Source organism: Thioclava marina (genome assembly GCF_002020135.1).
GTDB classification, from domain to species: Bacteria; Pseudomonadota; Alphaproteobacteria; order Rhodobacterales; family Rhodobacteraceae; genus Thioclava; species Thioclava marina.
On record NZ_MPZS01000002.1, the window covers coordinates 1 to 17,286 of the forward strand.

20 protein-coding genes are annotated in these 17,286 nt (G+C 64.7%); 5 read left to right on the plus strand and 15 right to left on the minus strand.

The window, feature by feature from the left end; translation table 11 throughout:
- Positions 1-427: 427 nt before the first annotated feature.
- From pssA to BMG00_RS10230, 6 genes are all read right to left on the minus strand, one after another.
- Positions 428-1,174, minus strand: a complete 747-nt coding sequence (pssA, locus tag BMG00_RS10205; protein WP_078574293.1) for a CDP-diacylglycerol--serine O-phosphatidyltransferase — start codon at positions 1,172-1,174, stop codon at positions 428-430.
- Positions 1,175-1,192: 18 nt separating this feature from the next.
- Positions 1,193-1,891: a phosphatidylserine decarboxylase gene (locus tag BMG00_RS10210; RefSeq protein WP_078574791.1), complete on the minus strand. Its 699-nt coding sequence runs from the start codon at positions 1,889-1,891 to the stop codon at positions 1,193-1,195.
- 361 nt (positions 1,892-2,252) lie between these two features.
- On the minus strand, positions 2,253-2,750 hold the full coding sequence (rpsI, locus tag BMG00_RS10215) for a 30S ribosomal protein S9 (RefSeq protein WP_078529652.1): 498 nt from the start codon (positions 2,748-2,750) through the stop codon (positions 2,253-2,255).
- 2 nt (positions 2,751-2,752) lie between these two features.
- Positions 2,753-3,214, minus strand: a complete 462-nt coding sequence (rplM, locus tag BMG00_RS10220; protein WP_038076501.1) for a 50S ribosomal protein L13 — start codon at positions 3,212-3,214, stop codon at positions 2,753-2,755.
- A 205-nt stretch (positions 3,215-3,419) separates the two neighbouring features.
- On the minus strand, positions 3,420-3,824 hold the full coding sequence (locus BMG00_RS10225; protein WP_078574294.1) for a PepSY domain-containing protein: 405 nt from the start codon (positions 3,822-3,824) through the stop codon (positions 3,420-3,422).
- Between the two features lie 101 nt (positions 3,825-3,925).
- Positions 3,926-4,345 carry a PaaI family thioesterase gene (locus BMG00_RS10230; protein ID WP_078574295.1) on the minus strand — a complete coding sequence of 140 codons (420 nt, stop codon included), beginning with the start codon at positions 4,343-4,345 and terminating at the stop codon, positions 3,926-3,928.
- 63 nt (positions 4,346-4,408) lie between these two features.
- On the opposite strand from BMG00_RS10230, the gene BMG00_RS10235 reads away from it, so the two are divergent.
- On the plus strand, positions 4,409-5,197 hold the full coding sequence (locus tag BMG00_RS10235; RefSeq protein ID WP_078574296.1) for an enoyl-CoA hydratase: 789 nt from the start codon (positions 4,409-4,411) through the stop codon (positions 5,195-5,197).
- Between the two features lie 12 nt (positions 5,198-5,209).
- Here the strand turns inward: BMG00_RS10235 and proB are convergent, their stop codons facing one another.
- The 9 genes from proB to BMG00_RS10280 form a co-directional block, all read right to left on the minus strand.
- On the minus strand, positions 5,210-6,328 hold the full coding sequence (gene proB / locus BMG00_RS10240; RefSeq protein ID WP_078529659.1) for a glutamate 5-kinase: 1,119 nt from the start codon (positions 6,326-6,328) through the stop codon (positions 5,210-5,212).
- Positions 6,316-7,341, minus strand: coding sequence for a GTPase ObgE (gene obgE, locus BMG00_RS10245; protein ID WP_078529661.1), 1,026 nt, complete (start codon positions 7,339-7,341; stop codon positions 6,316-6,318). The genes proB and obgE overlap by 13 nt, the downstream gene beginning before the upstream one ends.
- A 185-nt stretch (positions 7,342-7,526) precedes the next feature.
- Entirely contained in the window at positions 7,527-8,063 is a 537-nt protein-coding gene (locus BMG00_RS10250) for a GNAT family N-acetyltransferase (RefSeq protein ID WP_078529663.1), read from the minus strand.
- Positions 8,064-8,271: 208 nt separating this feature from the next.
- A complete protein-coding gene (rpmA, locus tag BMG00_RS10255) occupies positions 8,272-8,541 on the minus strand; it encodes a 50S ribosomal protein L27 (protein ID WP_038079481.1) in 270 nt (89 codons plus the stop codon).
- A 12-nt stretch (positions 8,542-8,553) separates the two neighbouring features.
- Positions 8,554-9,189, minus strand: a complete 636-nt coding sequence (locus tag BMG00_RS10260; RefSeq protein ID WP_038079480.1) for a 50S ribosomal protein L21 — start codon at positions 9,187-9,189, stop codon at positions 8,554-8,556.
- A 195-nt stretch (positions 9,190-9,384) separates the two neighbouring features.
- Positions 9,385-10,482 (minus strand): CaiB/BaiF CoA transferase family protein, encoded by a 1,098-nt coding sequence (locus BMG00_RS10265; protein WP_078574297.1) that lies wholly within the window; start codon positions 10,480-10,482, stop codon positions 9,385-9,387.
- A 141-nt stretch (positions 10,483-10,623) separates the two neighbouring features.
- Positions 10,624-12,447 carry an ABC-F family ATP-binding cassette domain-containing protein gene (locus tag BMG00_RS10270; protein WP_078529669.1) on the minus strand — a complete coding sequence of 608 codons (1,824 nt, stop codon included), beginning with the start codon at positions 12,445-12,447 and terminating at the stop codon, positions 10,624-10,626.
- Between the two features lie 151 nt (positions 12,448-12,598).
- A complete protein-coding gene (locus tag BMG00_RS10275; RefSeq protein ID WP_245795012.1) occupies positions 12,599-13,318 on the minus strand; it encodes a GNAT family N-acetyltransferase in 720 nt (239 codons plus the stop codon).
- 54 nt (positions 13,319-13,372) lie between these two features.
- Complete coding sequence (locus tag BMG00_RS10280) at positions 13,373-13,828, minus strand: outer membrane protein assembly factor BamE (RefSeq protein WP_078529961.1); 456 nt, start codon at positions 13,826-13,828, stop codon at positions 13,373-13,375.
- A 168-nt stretch (positions 13,829-13,996) separates the two neighbouring features.
- On the opposite strand from BMG00_RS10280, the gene BMG00_RS10285 reads away from it, so the two are divergent.
- From BMG00_RS10285 to BMG00_RS10300, 4 genes are all read left to right on the plus strand, one after another.
- Positions 13,997-14,584: a YceD family protein gene (locus BMG00_RS10285; protein ID WP_078574298.1), complete on the plus strand. Its 588-nt coding sequence runs from the start codon at positions 13,997-13,999 to the stop codon at positions 14,582-14,584.
- Positions 14,585-14,811: 227 nt separating this feature from the next.
- A complete protein-coding gene (gene rpmF / locus BMG00_RS10290; protein WP_038079477.1) occupies positions 14,812-15,018 on the plus strand; it encodes a 50S ribosomal protein L32 in 207 nt (68 codons plus the stop codon).
- A 63-nt stretch (positions 15,019-15,081) separates the two neighbouring features.
- A complete protein-coding gene (gene plsX, locus BMG00_RS10295) occupies positions 15,082-16,215 on the plus strand; it encodes a phosphate acyltransferase PlsX (protein ID WP_078529673.1) in 1,134 nt (377 codons plus the stop codon).
- A complete protein-coding gene (locus BMG00_RS10300) occupies positions 16,212-17,186 on the plus strand; it encodes a beta-ketoacyl-ACP synthase III (protein WP_078529675.1) in 975 nt (324 codons plus the stop codon). Before plsX ends, BMG00_RS10300 begins: the two co-directional genes overlap by 4 nt.
- Positions 17,187-17,286: the final 100 nt, after the last annotated feature.

Below are 17,286 nucleotides of genomic sequence, written 5' to 3' on the forward strand. Positions count from 1 at the left end.
GATATGCTCCGGTTCGCGTCGTATATGACCAAACCGCCCACATATCTCTTCAGATATCCATCAATGTCAAAGAGCGTGAGGCGAAAAAGAACCGGAAGCGCTCACTTGAAGCGCGCCCCGCTCTCAAACCTCAGTAGTTTTCGTTGCCTTCCGTGTCAGCGTCGCTGGCCCTTCCGGCGCCCCGTTGCGGTGTGTTCCGCTTCGGTGAGGGGGGTTCTACGCATACCGGCTGGGGTCCGCAAGAGGTTTTTTCTAGAAACCCTCACTTTTTTCACCGAGCCCTTATTTCCTTGATCAAAATGGGAGCAAAAAATGAAAACGGGGGCCTGCACGCCCCCGTTCCTTTCTCCCCTGCCCCGAGGTCAGGCTAATGTTTCGCGAGTCGAAAGCCCGTTTCGGGCGACTCGTAGCCCCGGTTCGCCCCGAGTCATCCCCGCAAAAGCCGCCCGCGCGCCTTCCAAATCGCCGGAATCAGCATCGCGACGTAGATCGCGGCCAGAATCACCATCAGGAGCCAGATTCGCGTAAACACCATCCCGACCGCGATCACCGTTCCGATGAGCAGGAAACCGACCGCGCCGCGCGGGATCCGCATTGCCTTGGGCGAAAAGGTCTTGATCCGCGAGATCATCAGGATCCCGACGAAGCCCAGCCAGAAGGCCACCAGCACCGGCACGGCACGTGCATCGCCAAGCTCTGCGAAGGTCACGAACATCGGCAAGAGCGCGAGCCCTGCGCCCGCGGGGGCCGGCACCCCGGTGAAATGGCGCATCGAGTCGGGCTCCGAGCGCATCACGTTGAAACGCGCGAGCCGCAAGCAGGCCGCCCCGACATAGACCAGGACGAAGATCCATCCGAACGCGTGAGTTTCTCCCAAGGCAAAACGGTAGAGAAGCAGACCGGGCGCCACGCCGAAGCAGAGGAAGTCGGACAGGCTGTCGAGCTCGGCCCCGAAATCCGACGTCGCCTTGAGACGGCGCGCGAGGAGCCCGTCCATCCCGTCGATCAGAGCCGAGAGAAGGATCAGGGCCACCGCCAACTCGAAACGGTCATCCATCGCGAAGCGGATCGAGGTCAGCCCGATCCCCATCCCCGCGATCGTGACCAGATTGGGCACGAGTTGCAGAAACGGCATCCGGTCCTTTTCGTGCGGCTCGAGGTCGTGATCCTGCATCCCTGCCCCTCCTTGTCGTCAGCGAACGCCGCCAGAGCGCGCCGGTTCCGAGCCCTCGAGATCCGCAAGCACCGTCTCGCCCGCGATCATCGTCTGGCCGATGCAGACCAGAGGCTCCACCCCGTTGGGGAGGTAGATATCGAGGCGCGAGCCGAAACGGATCAGGCCGAAGCGCTCACCCGTCATCAGGGTCTGGCCTTCCTTCGTCCAGCACAGGATGCGGCGCGCCACGAGTCCCGCGATCTGGACGACACCGTATTGACGCCCGTCGGGCAGAACCACCGCCATTCCGTTGCGCTCATTGTCCGAACTCGCCTTGTCGAGAGAGGCGTTGAGGAACTTGCCGGGTCGATAGGCCACTTTCGAGATACGACCCGCAGCGGGCAAACGGTTCACATGGCAATTGAAGACCGACATGAAGACCGAGATCCGCGTCATCGGTTCATCGCCCAGCCCCAGCTCGGCCGGCGGCACGGCGGGCTCGAGAAGCGAAACCACCCCATCGGCCGGAGAGACCATCAGCCCCTCGCGCGTGGGCGTCACCCGCTCGGGGTCACGGAAGAAGTAATAGCACCAGACAGTCAGACCGACCCCGATCCAGCCCAGGGGCTCCCAGATCAGGAACAGGACCAGCGTGATACCCGCGAAGATGGCGACGAACTTGCGCCCCTCGGGGTGCATCGGTTTGACGAAGGTGGAGAGCATGGAGACGGACATCGAAGCCTCATGAATTTCATTTGCCATTGTGCTTAGCGCATGGGGGGCACAATGCAAATCCCGCCGCCCCCGCTTTGTCGCGGCGTTGCGGACAGCAAGGGGGCGCTGCCCCCTCTTGGCTGCGACATTCCGGCCCATCGCTTGCGCGATCCGGGCGTTCGGCGAGCGTCCTTCCACTGGAAGGCCGCTATCTCCGCCTCACCCCCCGGGATATTTACGCCAAGAGGAAGAGAACCCCGCCCCTTCCTCTTGGCGTAAATATCCCGGGGGAGGCCCGGCACGGGCCGGGGGCAGCGCCCCCAAAGCAAAACGCGGCCCCGAGGGAGCCGCGTTTCGTAGTCGTGAGAAGGATCCAGCCGGATCAGCGCTTCGAGAACTGGAAGCTGCGGCGGGCTTTCGCCTTACCGTATTTCTTCCGTTCAACGACGCGCGAGTCACGGGTCAGGAAGCCCGCAGCCTTGAGCGCCGAACGCAGCGAGGGATCGTAAAGCTGGAGCGCTTTCGAGATGCCGTGCTTCACCGCACCGGCCTGGCCCGAGAGGCCACCGCCTGCGACGGTCGCGTAGACGTCGAACTGACCTTCCACATTGGCGACTTCGAAGGGCTGGTTCACGATCAGCTGGAGCACCGGACGCGCGAAATAGGCGTTCATCTCCTTGCCGTTCACTTCCACCTTGCCGGTGCCGGGCTTCACCCAGACGCGGGCGACAGCGTCTTTACGCTTGCCGGTGGCATAGGCACGGCCCTGAGCGTCGCGCACGGGCTCGCGCGGAGCGGCGGTTTCGGTTTCGGTCGCGACAGCTTCCGAACCGGATACGACCGATTTCAGATCGTCGAGGGTCTTGATTTCGTCGGCCATGATCAGCTCCGGGTGTTCTTCTTGTTCATCGACTTGACGTCGAGAACTTCAGGCTGTTGCGCTTCATGCGGATGCTCGGCGCCGGCATAGACGCGCAGGTTCGACATCTGCGCACGGCCCAGACGGTTGCGCGAGATCATACGCTCGACCGCCTTGATCACCACGCGCTCGGGATGCGCGCCCTCGAGGACCTGGCGCGCGGTGCGCGACTTGATCCCGCCGGGGTGGTTGGTGTGCCAGTAGTAGGTTTTGTCGTCACGCTTCTTGCCGGTCATCTGCACCTTGTCGGCGTTGATGACGATGACGTTGTCGCCCATGTCCATGTGCGGCGTGAAGGTGGCCTTGTGCTTGCCACGCAGACGCATTGCGACGATCGAGGCGAGACGGCCCAGCACGACGCCTTCAGCGTCGATGATGACCCACTTCTTCTCGATCTCCGCCGGTTTCGCGGTGTAGGTTTTCATTGTGTTACGGCCCTTTTGGAGGGGTTGTCGAATTCAGATGCGGGCTTTTCGTTGATTTCCGACCCGTTTTCAAGTGGTCTGGTTTGAAATTTTCCTTTCAAAAACAATGTATTGAAAAATAGGTATTAAAACACCCCACACATTTCCACCTCCCGAACGCCTGACGCGGCCCGTACCGGACGGGCCGCGTCGCGATGGGGCCGACCTACTCGCCCATTTGTCCGGCCTCCGAGGCGCCTTCGTTCGCCTCATACATCTCGCCTTCCTCGCGATGTGGGTCCGCCCCCTGCCCCTGCGCGGCGGCGGAAGATGTGTTCAGCACCTTGCCGCTTTGCGCGTCGATGGTGACTTCGGTGAGCGAACCGTCCGCGGCCATCACCGAGGCCTCGTAGATCCCGGTGCCCTTCTCCTGCCCGAAACCGATATCCGCCAGGGTACCCGGCACGGCCTTCAGCGCGATCGCGCCCGCCTGGTCAAGCTTGATCGGCGCGCTCAGGACCGCCTTGGGCCCGAGCGTCGGGGTGGCGCTGTCCGCATATGCCGCCGAAAACCCCAAGCCCGAGAGACCAAGCGCAGGCAGCATGATGGCAAGAACGAAATTCCGTGTCATGAGAGATCCTTTCTCCTATCGGCGTCGTCGCGACGCCTGACAAGGATCTGGGAAGCAATTCTTACCGATGTCGAAACGGCTTCTTACGATTTCGTAAGACCCTACCTCGGCGGGATCGAATAGGTCATGCTCGAGCGCGCCACGGGCCGGTCGTCCCCTTCCGAAAACAGCAAGGCCTCGCCCACCGCGAGAACCCGACCCAGCTTCAACACCCGGATCTTCGCGATCAGATCCGCGCCCGCCACCGGCTTACGCATGAAATCGATGCTCGCATTGGTCGTCACCGCCAGCGCCACGCGCCCGATCCGTGCCAGGATCGCCATGTAGATCCCGACATCGGCCAGCGCGAACATGTTCGGTCCCGAGACCGTGCCACCCGGGCGCAAATGGCGGTCTTCCACCTTGAGCCGCACCACCAGCTCTTCCTCGCTCAACGCGTCGATCTCGAAATCGCCCTTCACCTGCGGGAAGGCCTCGTCGAGAAACTCCGCAAGTTCCTCGCGATCCATTACCAGTGCCATGCGCCCTCCCCTTTTCTCTTTCTCCCGGCACCCCTAGAGTTTCGCCAAAGAGGAGGAGTTTCAATGACCGATCTGGTGATCCGCGAGGATAAGGGCGCGGTGGCGCATCTGACGATGAACAGCCCCGGCAGCCTCAACGCGCTGTCCGATGCGATGCTGGCCGCGCTGAAGGCGCGGTTTACGGAACTGTCCGAGGATGGTGCGATCAAGGTCATCGTGCTGCGCGGCGCGGGCAAGGCGTTCTGCGCGGGCCATGACCTGAAGGAGATGCAGCGCGGGCGCGAGGGCGCCGATCACGGGCGCGCCTATTTCGCGGATCTGTTCTTTCGCTGCGCCGAGGTGATGCAGATGATCCCCGCCCTGCCGCAACCGGTGATCGCCGAGGCGCATGGGATCGCCACCGCCGCAGGCTGCCAGCTGGTGGCCTCCTGCGATCTGGCCGTCGCCGCCGAGGGCACGCGCTTTGGGGTGAACGGGGTGAATATCGGGCTGTTCTGCTCAACCCCGATGGTGGCGCTGAGCCGCAACGTGCCGCGCAAGGTGGCCTTCGAGATGCTGACCACGGGCGAGTTCATCGACGCCGCGCGCGCCCGCGAGGTCGGGCTGGTGAACCGCGTCGCCCCGCATGATCAGCTCGCGGCCGAGACCGAGAAGCTCGCGCAGACATTGGCGGGCAAGCTGGGCGCGGCGGTGAAGATCGGCAAGCGCGCCTTCTACGATCAGGCGAACATGGATCTGGCGCAGGCCTATGAGCACACGGCGGCCGTGATGGTCGAGAACATGCTCTGGCGCGACACCGCCGAGGGCGTTCAGGCCTTTATCGAGAAGCGCAAGCCGGACTGGGCGGAGTGAGCGGCTGAATAATCAGCCCACCACCATGTCGTCGCGATGGATCAGCGCCGCGCGGCCGGGATAGCCGAGGATCTCCTCGATCTCGCCCGAGCGGTGCCCCGCGATCTGGCGCGCCTCGTCGGCGGTGTAACGCACGAGCCCCTTGCCCAGCACGGCCCGATCCGGCCCCGCGATGGTCACCGGATCGCCGCGCCCGAAACGGCCGACGACCTTGGTGATCCCGGCAGGCAGCAGCGACTTGCCCGAGCGCAGCGCATTGGCCGCGCCTTCGTCCACGAACAGCTCGCCCCGTGGTTTCATCGCCGCGATCCAGCGTTTGCGCGCGACCTGCGGATCGCCCTCGGGCAGGAACCAACTGCACCGACCGCCCTGCTCCAACACACCTACGGGATGATCGGCGAACCCTTCGGCAATCGCCATCGCGCAACCGCCCGCCACCGCGACCTTGGCCGCCAATAGCTTCGTCTTCATCCCGCCCTTTGAGAGGCCAGAGACGGGATCGCCCGCCATCGCCTCGATCTCGGGGGTGATGTGTTCGATCACCGGCAGATGCTCGGCGCTCGGATCGGTCTTGGGGTTGGCCGTGTAAAGCCCGTCCACATCCGACAACAGCAACAGTTGATCGGCCCCGATCGTGACCGCGATCTGGGCCGCCAACCGGTCGTTGTCGCCAAACCGGATTTCGTCGGTCGCGACCGTGTCATTCTCGTTCACGATCGGCACGACGCCCAGGGAAAGCAGTGTCTCCAGTGTCGCGCGCGAGTTGAGATAGCGCCGCCGATCCGCCGTATCTTCCAACGTCACAAGAACCTGCGCGGTGTTCACGCCATGCGGCCCGAGCGCTTCCTCATAAGCGCGGGCAAGCCGGATCTGACCGACCGCCGCCGCCGCCTGACTTTGCTCGAGCGGCAGCGCACCGCCCGGCAGATCGAGAACCCGCCGCCCCAGCGCGATCGAGCCCGAAGAGACGATCACCACGCCTGTTCCGCGCGCGTGAAGCCCCGCTACATCCGCCGCGAGCGAGCGCAGCCACTCTTCGCGCAAGCCACCCAGATCAACCAGCAATGCCGAGCCGATCTTGATGACGATCCGCTTCGCCTGCGCCAGCTCGGGCGCGCTCACGGTTGCCATGCTCCGCCCTCGTCTTCGGACGGCTGATCCTTCGAAATCCGTGCCCAGAGCGCGCGCAACACTTCCGGAACCCCCTGTTTCGACACGCCCGACATCAGGAAGACCCGGCCGCCCGACGCCTCCTCCAGCGCGGCCTTGCGCTCGGCAAGGGTCTCGGGATCGATCGCATCAATCTTGTTGAGCACCGTCACGCGCGGCTTCTCGGCGAGGATCGGCGAATAGGCCTCGAGTTCGTGGATAATGGTCTCCCAATCCGCAACGGGATCGTCGGACGTGCCATCGACGAGATGCAAGAGCACCGAGCACCGCTCGACATGGCCCAGGAACTGATCGCCCAACCCCCGGCCTTCCGAGGCGCCCTCGATCAGACCGGGAATGTCGGCCACCACGAATTCGCGCCCGTCGATACCGACGACGCCGAGATTGGGCACCAGCGTGGTGAACGGATAATCCGCGATCTTGGGGCGCGCGTTCGAGGTCGCCGCGAGAAAAGTCGACTTGCCGGCATTCGGCAGCCCCAGGAGCCCCGCATCCGCAATGAGTTTCAGGCGCAGCCAGATCGTGCGCTCGACGCCCTCCTGCCCCGGGTTCGCGCGTTGCGGCGCCCGGTTGGTGGAGGATTTGAAATGCAGGTTGCCCCAGCCACCATTGCCGCCCTTGGCAAGCAGAATGCGCTGACCGACCTCGGTCATGTCGGCGATCAGCGTCTCCTGATCCTCGTCGAGGATCTCCGTGCCGACCGGCACTTTGAGCACGACATCATCGCCATCCTTGCCCGTACGCTGCGAGCCCATGCCATGCTGGCCGGATTTCGCAAAGAAATGCTGCTGGTAGCGAAAATCGATCAGCGTGTTGAGACCCTCGACCGCTTCGACCCAGACCGAGCCCCCCCTGCCGCCATCGCCGCCATCGGGGCCGCCGAACTCGATATATTTCTCGCGCCGGAACGAGACGCAGCCAGCGCCCCCGCCGCCCGAGCGAATATAGACCTTGGCGAGATCGAGGAATTTCATAACTTTGCCCCTTGCTTGGCTAAGCCGCGGGGATACGCCGCCCGCGCGCGCAATTCAAGCGGCGCGTTGGGGGCGCCGCCCCCAAACCCCCGAGATATTTGGGTCAAGAAGAAGAGGAACGGCTCTTTCTTCTTGATGAAAATATCTCGGGAGGGTCCGGGAGGGCGGCGCCCTCCCGGCGTTCCTCACATCTTGCGCAGATAGGTCCAGGTCGGCACGTGGCGGCCACGGGCGAGCGACCAGCTCTCGGCATCGCCAAGATATTCGAAGCCACAGTTACTCAGGACGCGGGCAGAGCCGGGATTGTCCTGAAAGACTTCGGCAAAGAGAGTGCGCGAGCCATGCGGGTTGGCCGCCACAATGGCCGCGACCGCCTCGGAGGCAAAACCGGTATTCCAGAACCCCGGCCCGACCCAATAGCCCACTTCGGACTGTCCGTCCTCGAGATGGGTCAGCGAGACGACGCCAAGAAGTTCCGCGAGACCGTGGCGCGAGCCATCAATCGCCCAGACATCCTCGATCCGATCCTCGGCCTGGGCGCGGGAGATGAAATTCTCGGACGTGCCCGGCGGCAGCGGATGCGGGATCGCGCGGGTGCCCTCGGCGACGCGTTTGTCACCCGCATACATCTCGATGAGACCGGCATCCGAGCGGCGCAGCGGGCGCAGCACGAAGCGCTCCGTCTCGATCACGGGTTGGGCGGAAATCGTCTCCTGATACATGGGCGCTCCTCCTCGAAACGCTAATGGCTCTGCGGCTCCTCCTTCCGCTCGGCCCTAATTTGAAAATAGGACAGGAAGATGACGGATCATCCCCCAGCCCGGAAATTTTCTCGCTGCTACCGCAAGTCTGTTCGGGCTGCGCCGCAACGAGAAAGGGGACCGGCCTTTCAGCCGATCCCCCTGATGTCTGACCTGTCGGTCGTTCGGGTTACTCGGCGGCCTCCGCGACCGGGAGAACCGAAACGAAGGTGCGGCCCTTGAGGCCTTTGTGGAAGGTGACAGCGCCTTCGGCGGTAGCGAAGATGGTGTGATCTTTGCCCATGCCGACGCCTTCACCCGGCCACCACTTGGTGCCGCGCTGACGCACGATGATGTTGCCCGGGTTGGCCGACTGGCCGCCGAACAGTTTCACGCCAAGGCGACGACCGGCAGAGTCGCGGCCGTTACGCGAAGAACCGCCTGCTTTCTTGTGTGCCATATCTGTCTCTCCTTATTTCGCGAGCTCTTTGGCCTGCTCGACCCAGTCGGGCTTGACCTTGGTGGCTTCGAAGGTTTCGGGATCGACCGCGGCGAGCTGGGCGAAGGTGGTGATACCGGCTTCGTTCAGCTTCTTCTCGGCCGCCGGGCCAAGACCGTTGATGACCTTCAGGTCGTCCGCTTCGGCGACGGAAGCCGCAGCTTCGGCCTTCGGCGCGGCTTTCGGGGCAGCAGCCTTGGCGGGCTTGGCCGGCGCGGCCTCACCTTTCGAGCCATGCGCGGCACGACGTGCGATCGCGGTGCCCACGGCTTCTTTCACGCCCGACTTGTCGGCGCCCGAAGCGAGCACGTCGGTCACGCGCAGCAGGGTGAGCTGTTGGCGGTGGCCACGGGTGCGCTGCGACGAGTGCTTACGACGACGCTTGTGATAGGTGATGACCTTGTCGGCCTTGATGTTGTCGATGACTTCCGCCTGCACGGCCGCACCTTCGACGAAGGGGGTGCCGAGCTGGGGCTTGTCGCCGCCGACCATCAGAATCTCGTTGAACTGGACTTTATCGCCAGCTTCGGCCGCGAGCAGTTCGACGCGCAGGATATCGCCCGCCTGAACCTTGTATTGCTTGCCGCCGGTCTTGAGGACCGCAAACATGGGTCTTTCCTTTTCTTCATCCGCGCCCTGTGGCCCCTTTCGGAGTTCCTGGACCCTGTCGGATCCGCCGTCGGACTGCGCGTTCCGTAAGGAACGGAGTTGCAAAAACGAGGCCCGGCGGAAAGAGACTCTCCGCCGGGTCGGGCTCATATCGGGGATCAGCCCCCGCCTGTCAAGGAAATTCGCCTGTTTTCTTTACGCGCTCCAGCGCGCGAGCGCCTGCGCGGCACTGATCCGATGCCCCTGCGGCCGTGCCTGCCCCGGCGTGGCCGAGAGCCGTGGCGCGGGCGCGGGCTGGGCGATACCCTCGAGGCTGACATAGGCACCGCGTTCCGCATTTTGCGGATGGGCGATCGCCTCGGCGATCGAGAGCACGGGCGTCGCGCAGGCATCGGTTCCCGCGAAGCACGCCGCCCAATGCTCCCGGCTCTCTTGAGCGAATCGCGCCGCCAGAACGGCGCACAGCTCCGGCCAGCGCGTCCGGTCCGCGCGATCGGGCAAACTCGCCGGATCAAGCCCGAGCCCGTCGATCAGCGCCGCCCAGAATTGCGGCTCTATCGCCCCCACGGCCATATATCCACCGCAGGAACACGCATAAACGGTATAGAACGGCGCGGCCCCGTCGAGCAGGTTCGCCTGCCGCCGGTCCTCCCATGCCTCCTGCCCGACCATGCCCGTGATCATCGCCATCAGATGCGCCACGCCATCCGTGATCGCGCAATCGACGACCTGACCTTGCCCGGTCTCTCGCGCGCGCCAGAGTGCCGCCAGCATCCCGAATGCGAGATAGATGCCTCCCCCGCCGAAATCCCCCAGAAGGTTGAGCGGGATCGCGGGCGCCTCCCCTCCCATCGCGTGCAGCGCGCCGGTCAGCGAGAGATAGTTGATGTCGTGACCCGCCGCTTTCGCCAGCGGCCCCGTCTGCCCCCAGCCGGTCATCCGCCCATAGACCAGCGCCGGGTGATCCGCGAAATCCTCGGGCCCCAGACCCAACCGCTCCATCACGCCCGGGCGCATTCCCTCGATCAGCCCGTCAGCCCGCGCGATCAGCGCGCGCACAGCTTCCCGGCCAGCTTCGGATTTCAGATCGAGTTCGACCACGTCGCGGCCCCGGTCGAGCACATCGACCTCGAGCCCAAGCACATGGGTATCGGCCCCGCCCGAGCCCGGCCGCGCGATGCGGATCACCTCGGCCCCGAAATCGGCCAGACACATCGCAGCGAAGGGCGTCGGCCCCAGCCCCGAAATCTCGACGATGCGCAGGCCGTTGAGCGGTCCCTTGCCTTTGGTCATTCTCTGCCCCTCCCCAAGCTGGGGGTTTTGCACCCCGAGACCCCCGCAGGATATTTCAGGCAGTTGGAAAGAGGAAAGCCTGCTTCCAACTGCTTCAAATATCCCCGCCGGAGGCATTCGACCCAGCCGCCCGAGCGCGGCTCAGGCCCTTTGCGCTTTCTCTTCCAGCTCGAGCCATTCCATCTCGGCGGCATCGAGCGCGCCTTGGCGTTCGGTCAACATTTCGGTCGCCTTGGCGAATTTCACCGGCTCGCGGGTGAAGAGATCGGGATCGGAAAGCAGCTCGTTGATCTTGCCGATCTCGTGTTCGAGCTTTTCGATGATGCCGGGCAGCGCCTCGAGCCGGTGCTTCTCGGTGAAGCTGAGACCGGATTTCTTCGGTGCGGGCTTCTCTGTGGGTTTTGACTCGGGCCGCGGTGCCTCTTTCTTCGACACGGGCTTCATATCCGGCTCGGCCAGCGCCTTTTGAGCCTGATAGTCGCTCCAGCCACCCGCGTAGACCGTGGCCCGGCCATTGCCTTCCATCGCGATCGTCGTGGTGGCGACCCGGTCGATGAAGTCGCGGTCGTGGCTCACCAGCAGAACCGTGCCGTCATATTCGCCCAGCAGATCCTGCAGCAGGTCGAGCGTTTCCACGTCGAGATCGTTGGTCGGCTCGTCGAGGATCAGCAGGTTCGAGGGTCTCGCCATGATCCGCGCCAGCAGAAGCCGGGCGCGTTCGCCACCCGACAGCGCCCGGATCGGGCCGCGCGCCTGCTGCTCGTCGAAGAGGAAGTCCTTCAGATAGGCCACGACATGTTTGGGCGTGCCGCGCACCATGACCTGATCGGAGCGCCCCTTCACCGCCATGTCGGGATCGTTGACCAGCCCGTCCCAGAGCGTCTGCTCGGGATCGAGCGTCGCACGGGCCTGATCGAAAACCGCGATTTCGAGATTGGTGCCGAGCTTGACCGAGCCTTCATCGGGCGCGATCTCGCCGGTGAGCATTTTCAGAAGCGTCGTCTTGCCGACGCCATTCGGGCCGACAAAGGCCACGCGGTCGCCACGCAACACGCGCAGGTCGAAATCGCGCACGATCTGCTTGTCGCCGAAACTTTTCGACAGCGCCTTCGCCTCGATCACCCGTTTGCCCGATTGCGTACCGGCATCGAGTTCCATCGCGGCCACGCCCTGCCGCCGGATCTGGCTGGCGCGCTCTTCGCGCAGCGCCTGCAGCGCGCGCACGCGCCCCTGATTGCGCTTGCGCCGCGCCGAGATGCCCTCGACCGCCCAGCGGGCCTCGGCCTTGATCTTGCGATCGAGCTTGTGGCGCGCCTCGTCCTCTTCCGTCCAGACCTTCTCGCGCCATTCCTCGAAGGCTTCAAAACCCTGTTCGTTGCGTGCGACCTTCCCCCGGTCGATCCAGAGCGTCGCGCGGGTCAGCGCGCGCAGGAAGGCGCGGTCGTGCGAGATCAGCACGAAAGCGCGGCGGGTTTCACGCAGCTGGTTTTCCAGCCAGGCGATCGCTTCGATATCGAGATGGTTGGTCGGTTCGTCGAGCAGCATCAGCTCGGGCGCCTCGGCCAGCAGCTTCGCCAGCGCCGCGCGGCGCCGTTCGCCGCCCGAGGCGGTCTCGACGGGCGTTTCGGCTTTGAACTTCAGCCCTTCGGCAACCATCTCGACTTTATAGGCCTCCGCCGGATCGAGGCCGGAGGCGGCGAAATCGCCCAAGGTCGCAAAACCCGACAGGTCGGGCTCCTGCTCCATATAGCCCACGGAAGTGCCCGGCGGCACGACGCGGGTGCCGTGATCGGGCTCGATCAGCCCCGCCATCACCTTCATCAGCGTCGACTTGCCCGAGCCATTGCGCCCGACCAGTGCGATGCGATCGCCTTGCTGCACAGTCAGCGAGAGGTCGTCGAATACGGGATTGCCGCCGAAGGTCAGCGAAATGTCGGTGAGTTGAAGAAGCGGTGCGCGAGCCATGGCTGCGAGCTAAGCGGGGCCTGCGGAAAGGTCAATGGGCTTGGGGCCGTCCATGGCTCTAGAACCTTCCTTTCCCTTCCCCTTGGAAAAAATATCCCCGCCGGAGGCTTCCGAACCCGCCGCGAGCGCAGGCCTGCGCCGGCGCCCCGCCCTACCCCGACAAGGCCCGCAAGCTCCGAAGTCGCGCCTCTGGAATCGCGGCGATCTCCAGCGCAGTGAAGACGTGGCAAGTGTCGAGATCCCGGTCGATCACCGCATGATCGGACACCCAGCCGCCCATGCCGAGATAGGATCTCAGGAGGGGCGGCAGTGTAGTCGGATCGCCGGCCTCTCGAGCAAGTTGCCTGGGGTAGTCGACCCGCTCGGATGCCTTGGGACGCGGACGCAGCCCGTCCGGGCCAAGCGCATGGGCCGCGAGATGGGCAAGGCCCGCGCGGTGTTGTGCCCACTCGGCCCCAGCGAAGGACGAACAACCGATCAGCAAATCCGCACCGGCCTCCTGCGCGATGCGGGTAATCGCGGCCCAGCCGAGACGCAGGGCATCGGGATCGCGAAGTCCCGGGCGGGTGCAGAATCGGCCGAGTTCGAGTACCGGGCCGGGCCAGTCTTCGAGCGGAGAGAGGTCGTAGAACTGCGCCGAGTAGCTTTTCCCAAGCGCTGCACCATCCGGCAGCGCAAGCAGGCGAAACCCGGCCACGGCACCGGATTCGTCCTCGATCAGCACATGGCGACAGACGGGATCGAAACTGTCGGCATCGTTGCCGCCTGCGCGAAAGGCCACGCTGCGCAGCGCCATCAGAGCCGCGCGCGCGGCGGGGCTGCGCGCCTCGTGCACACGATATTTTCCCTTGGAAAAACTCAGCCCTGACACGCGCTCTCCCACCCGCGCAGGCGGAATGCGGGCGTGCTCACGCCCATCCCGCGATCAGTTGTTGCCGCTGCCCAGAAGCTGGCCAGCATTCACGCGACCGATCGAGCCGAGCAGCTGACGGATGAAGCTGATGCCCTTGACGTTGCTCTCGGTCACGCGGCGCGACAGCGTCACGACCTGGCCCTGCTCGAGGCCGAAGCGCTCGACATTGCTCACCACGCCCTTGTCGTTGAAGGAAATCGCGACGACCTCGCGGTTGATTTCCTGCGGGGCATGCCAGGTCACCGTTTTCCAGCGCGAACCGACATAGTACCAGCCGGAACCTTCAAGCACGCCGGTCGAGCTGGGACGCCCGATCGCGGTGGCGACATCGTCTCGGGTGCTCTTGCCGACCTGAATCTGCGCGAGATCCTCGTCGATCGGCACGTAACCATGGTTGCGATAGATCGGCGAACAGGCCGAGGCGAGCATCACCATGCCGAAGGCAACCATCAGCGCGGCCTTGCGCATCATCGAACCGATCCCCACCTGCAACCCCCTCTTGCCTCTGCGTCTTTGGGCTTTTATCGACGCTTACAACATGACTGCGCCGCCCTCAAGCGCAACCGTCCGCAAGCGTCGTCGCTTGTGGTACGCTCGGACCCGTCGAACGGGCCAGGCCCCGTGAAAGGAATTGAGATGAGCACGCATCAGACCGAAGATCTGCCGCCCGCCCCGGAAGAACTCTGGAGCGCACCGATGCGCCTGGCCGATCTGCCTGCGCGCAAACCGACGCGCTTCGATATCAAGGCGGACGCGGCCACGCGCGCCGCGATTGCCGAATGGGCCGGGATCGTCGGGATCGAGGATTTGGGCCTGAAGGGCGAGCTTGCCCCACGCGGGCGCTCTGACTGGGATCTGCGCGCGACGCTCACGGCGCGGGTCGTTCAGGAATGCGTGATCACCCTCGCTCCGGTCACGACCGATCTGCGCGAGGAGGTCTCCCGGCGCTATCTCGCCGAGATGGAGTTTCCCAAGGCCGAAGAGGTCGAGATGCCCGAGGATGACAGCGCCGAGCCGCTGCCCGCCGTGGTCGATCTCGCGGTGGTGGCGATCGAGGCGCTGGAACTGGCGCTACCACTCTATCCGCGCGCCGAAGGGGCAGAGATCGAGGGCGCACAGGTCACCGAACCGGGCGCGCAGCCCATCACCGATGACGAGCTCAAGCCCTTTGCCAACCTGCGCGACCTGCTGGCCAAGCGCGACTCGGGCGATACGCAGGAGTGAATCACCCGGCCCGGAACAGCGGCCCGAAAGCCCCTCAGAAACGGCGAGAAAAAAGGGCTGAAAAAAGGCTTGCACGCAAAAAGAATCCGAGTATGTTCCCGGCCTCATTCGACGTTTGGCTTCGCACCCGAGGGCCGCTTCAGGCCAAGTGACGAAACCACAAGGAAAATCAGGGCTATAACGCCGCAACACGGGCTCTATGGCCCCCGAAACCCCGAGGTTGAGACATGGCTGTCCCTCAGAACCGAGTCACGCGCTCCCGCCGCAACATGCGCCGTGCGCACGACGCTCTCGTCGCCGCTAACCCGGCCGAATGCCCGAACTGCGGCGAACTCAAGCGCCCGCATCACGTCTGCGCTTCGTGCGGCCATTACGATGATCGTGAGATCGTCGCTATGACCGAAGAAGTCGATCTCGACGACGACGCGGCGTAAGCTGGTCGTCCCGCACCGCATGTCATGCCGAACACGCAGGACCAGCAGTCGACGGGAAACCAGATGACGGCCGCAGAGATGCAGGCCAGCCCGCAAGGCAAAGCGCCGGCGCAAGCCGGCGCTCTCGTCATTTCCATCGACGCGATGGGCGGCGATCTGGGCCCGGCGGCGACCCTTGGCGGGATCGCCAAGGCCGCCCGCGCCAATCCCGAACTTCGCTTCATCGTCCACGGGCCGCGTGAGCAGCTCGAACCGCTGATCGCCCAGCATGGTCTGGGTGAGCGCATCGACCTGCGCCATGCCGAGCGCGTGGTGACGATGGAGGACAAGCCCGCGCAGGTGATGCGCTCGGGCAAGGACACCTCGATGTGGTCCGCCATCGAATCGGTGCGCGCGCGTGAGGCCGATGTCGCGGTCTCCTGCGGCAATACCGGGGCGCTGATGGCGGTCTCGATGCTCCGCCTGCGCAAGATCCCCGGCGTGAACCGCCCCGCCATCGCCTCCTTCTGGCCCTCGCGCGGGCCTGCGGGTTGGAACGTCATGCTCGACATGGGCGCGGACGTGAAGGCCGATGCCGAAGATCTCCTGACCTATGCTCTGATGGGCTCGTCCTATGCGCGCAACGCGCTCGGGCTCGAGACGCCGCGCGTCGGCCTGCTCAATGTGGGCACCGAAGAGCACAAGGGTCGGGCCGAACTGAAGGAAGCCCATGAGCTGATCCGCAATGCCGAGAGCGCGGGCGGGCTGAAATTCGTGGGTTTCGTCGAGGGCAACGAACTGGCCGGCGACCGCGCCGACGTGATCGTGACCGACGGCTTTACCGGCAATGTGGCACTCAAGACCGGCGAAGGTACGGCGAAATTCGTCTCCTCGCTGATGAAAGAGGCGCTGACCTCGACGCTTCTGGCGAAGCTCGGCGCGCTTCTGGCGATGGGTGCGCTCAAGAAACTTCAGGCCAAAGTCGATCCGCGCCGAGCAAATGGCGGGGTTTTCCTCGGCCTCAACGGCACGGTGGTGAAGTCGCATGGCTCGGCCGATGCGACCGGTTTCGCGGCCGCGATCGAACTGGCCGCGCGTCTCGCCAAATCGGGCTTCGGCGCGAAACTGGCGGCACGGGTTGCCTCCGCCCTGCCCTCGGGGCAGGATGTCGCAACCGGCGCAGACCCGGCACCAGAGAACAGCGAGAGCAGCCAATGACGATCAGATCCGTGGTGCGCGGCGTGGGCCATTACCTGCCCGAGCGCGTTGTCGAGAACGCCGAGTTCGAGAAGACGCTCGACACCACAGATGAATGGATCCGCTCGCGTACAGGGATCGAACGTCGCCACTTTGCCGCCGAGGGTGAGACCACTTCGCAGCTCGCGATCAAGGCCGCGCAGGCCGCGCTCGACGATGCCGGCATGACTGCCGATCAGATCGACGCGATCGTCGTTGCCACCTCTACCCCCGATCACACCTTCCCGTCCGTCGCGACCATGGTCCAGGCGGGCCTGGGCTCGACAACCGGCTTTGCCTATGACGTGCAGGCCGTCTGTGCGGGCTTCATCTTCGCGCTCACCAACGCCAACGGGCTGATCCTTTCGGGTCAGGCAGAGCGCGTGCTGGTGATCGGCGCCGAGACCTTCTCGCGGATCATGGACTGGACCGACCGGGGCACCTGCGTGCTGTTCGGCGACGGTGCGGGCGCGCTGATCCTCGAAGCGGCGGAGGGTACCGGCACCGCAAACGATCGCGGCATCCTCGCCTCCGACCTGCATTCCGACGGGCGCTACAAGGATCTGCTCTATGTCGACGGGGGTGTCTCCACCACCGGCACCGCGGGCCATCTGCGCATGCAGGGCAACGCGGTCTTCAAACATGCGGTCACCAAGCTCTCGGAAACCGCCCATGCAGCGCTCGACAAGATCGGGCTGAGCGGCGAGAACATCGACTGGATCGTGCCGCATCAGGCTAACCTGCGCATCATCTCGGCCACGGCCGAGCGGATGCAGGTTCCGATGGATCGCGTCGTGGTCACCGTGCAAGATCACGGCAACACCTCGGCCGCCTCGATTCCGCTCGCCCTGTCGGTCGGCAAGGCGCGTGGCCAGATCAAGGAAGGCCAGATCGTCGTCACCGAGGCGATCGGTGGTGGCCTGGCCTGGGGCTCCGTCGTCCTGCGCTGGTAATTTCCCGCGCATCCGCCCAGTTCAATCCCGTCCTGCAAGTGCTTGATATTGACTCGGGATTTACGGTCCGTCACTGTGAGTGAAATCCAGTTATCCGGGG

Bases quoted from the DNA above. Each gene is read 5' to 3' on its own strand.
- pssA (WP_078574293.1), bottom strand. From the start codon at position 1,174: ATGCAGGATCACGACCTCGAGCCGCACGAAAAGGACCGGATGCCGTTT.
- BMG00_RS10210 (WP_078574791.1), bottom strand. From the start codon at position 1,891: ATGTCCGTCTCCATGCTCTCCACCTTCGTCAAACCGATGCACCCCGAG.
- rpsI (WP_078529652.1), bottom strand. From the start codon at position 2,750: ATGGCCGACGAAATCAAGACCCTCGACGATCTGAAATCGGTCGTATCC.
- rplM (WP_038076501.1), bottom strand. From the start codon at position 3,214: ATGAAAACCTACACCGCGAAACCGGCGGAGATCGAGAAGAAGTGGGTC.
- BMG00_RS10225 (WP_078574294.1), bottom strand. From the start codon at position 3,824: ATGACACGGAATTTCGTTCTTGCCATCATGCTGCCTGCGCTTGGTCTC.
- BMG00_RS10230 (WP_078574295.1), bottom strand. From the start codon at position 4,345: ATGGCACTGGTAATGGATCGCGAGGAACTTGCGGAGTTTCTCGACGAG.
- BMG00_RS10235 (WP_078574296.1), top strand. From the start codon at position 4,409: ATGACCGATCTGGTGATCCGCGAGGATAAGGGCGCGGTGGCGCATCTG.
- proB (WP_078529659.1), bottom strand. From the start codon at position 6,328: ATGGCAACCGTGAGCGCGCCCGAGCTGGCGCAGGCGAAGCGGATCGTC.
- obgE (WP_078529661.1), bottom strand. From the start codon at position 7,341: ATGAAATTCCTCGATCTCGCCAAGGTCTATATTCGCTCGGGCGGCGGG.
- BMG00_RS10250 (WP_078529663.1), bottom strand. From the start codon at position 8,063: ATGTATCAGGAGACGATTTCCGCCCAACCCGTGATCGAGACGGAGCGC.
- rpmA (WP_038079481.1), bottom strand. From the start codon at position 8,541: ATGGCACACAAGAAAGCAGGCGGTTCTTCGCGTAACGGCCGCGACTCT.
- BMG00_RS10260 (WP_038079480.1), bottom strand. From the start codon at position 9,189: ATGTTTGCGGTCCTCAAGACCGGCGGCAAGCAATACAAGGTTCAGGCG.
- BMG00_RS10265 (WP_078574297.1), bottom strand. From the start codon at position 10,482: ATGACCAAAGGCAAGGGACCGCTCAACGGCCTGCGCATCGTCGAGATT.
- BMG00_RS10270 (WP_078529669.1), bottom strand. From the start codon at position 12,447: ATGGCTCGCGCACCGCTTCTTCAACTCACCGACATTTCGCTGACCTTC.
- BMG00_RS10280 (WP_078529961.1), bottom strand. From the start codon at position 13,828: ATGCGCAAGGCCGCGCTGATGGTTGCCTTCGGCATGGTGATGCTCGCC.
- BMG00_RS10285 (WP_078574298.1), top strand. From the start codon at position 13,997: ATGAGCACGCATCAGACCGAAGATCTGCCGCCCGCCCCGGAAGAACTC.
- rpmF (WP_038079477.1), top strand. From the start codon at position 14,812: ATGGCTGTCCCTCAGAACCGAGTCACGCGCTCCCGCCGCAACATGCGC.
- plsX (WP_078529673.1), top strand. From the start codon at position 15,082: ATGACGGCCGCAGAGATGCAGGCCAGCCCGCAAGGCAAAGCGCCGGCG.
- BMG00_RS10300 (WP_078529675.1), top strand. From the start codon at position 16,212: ATGACGATCAGATCCGTGGTGCGCGGCGTGGGCCATTACCTGCCCGAG.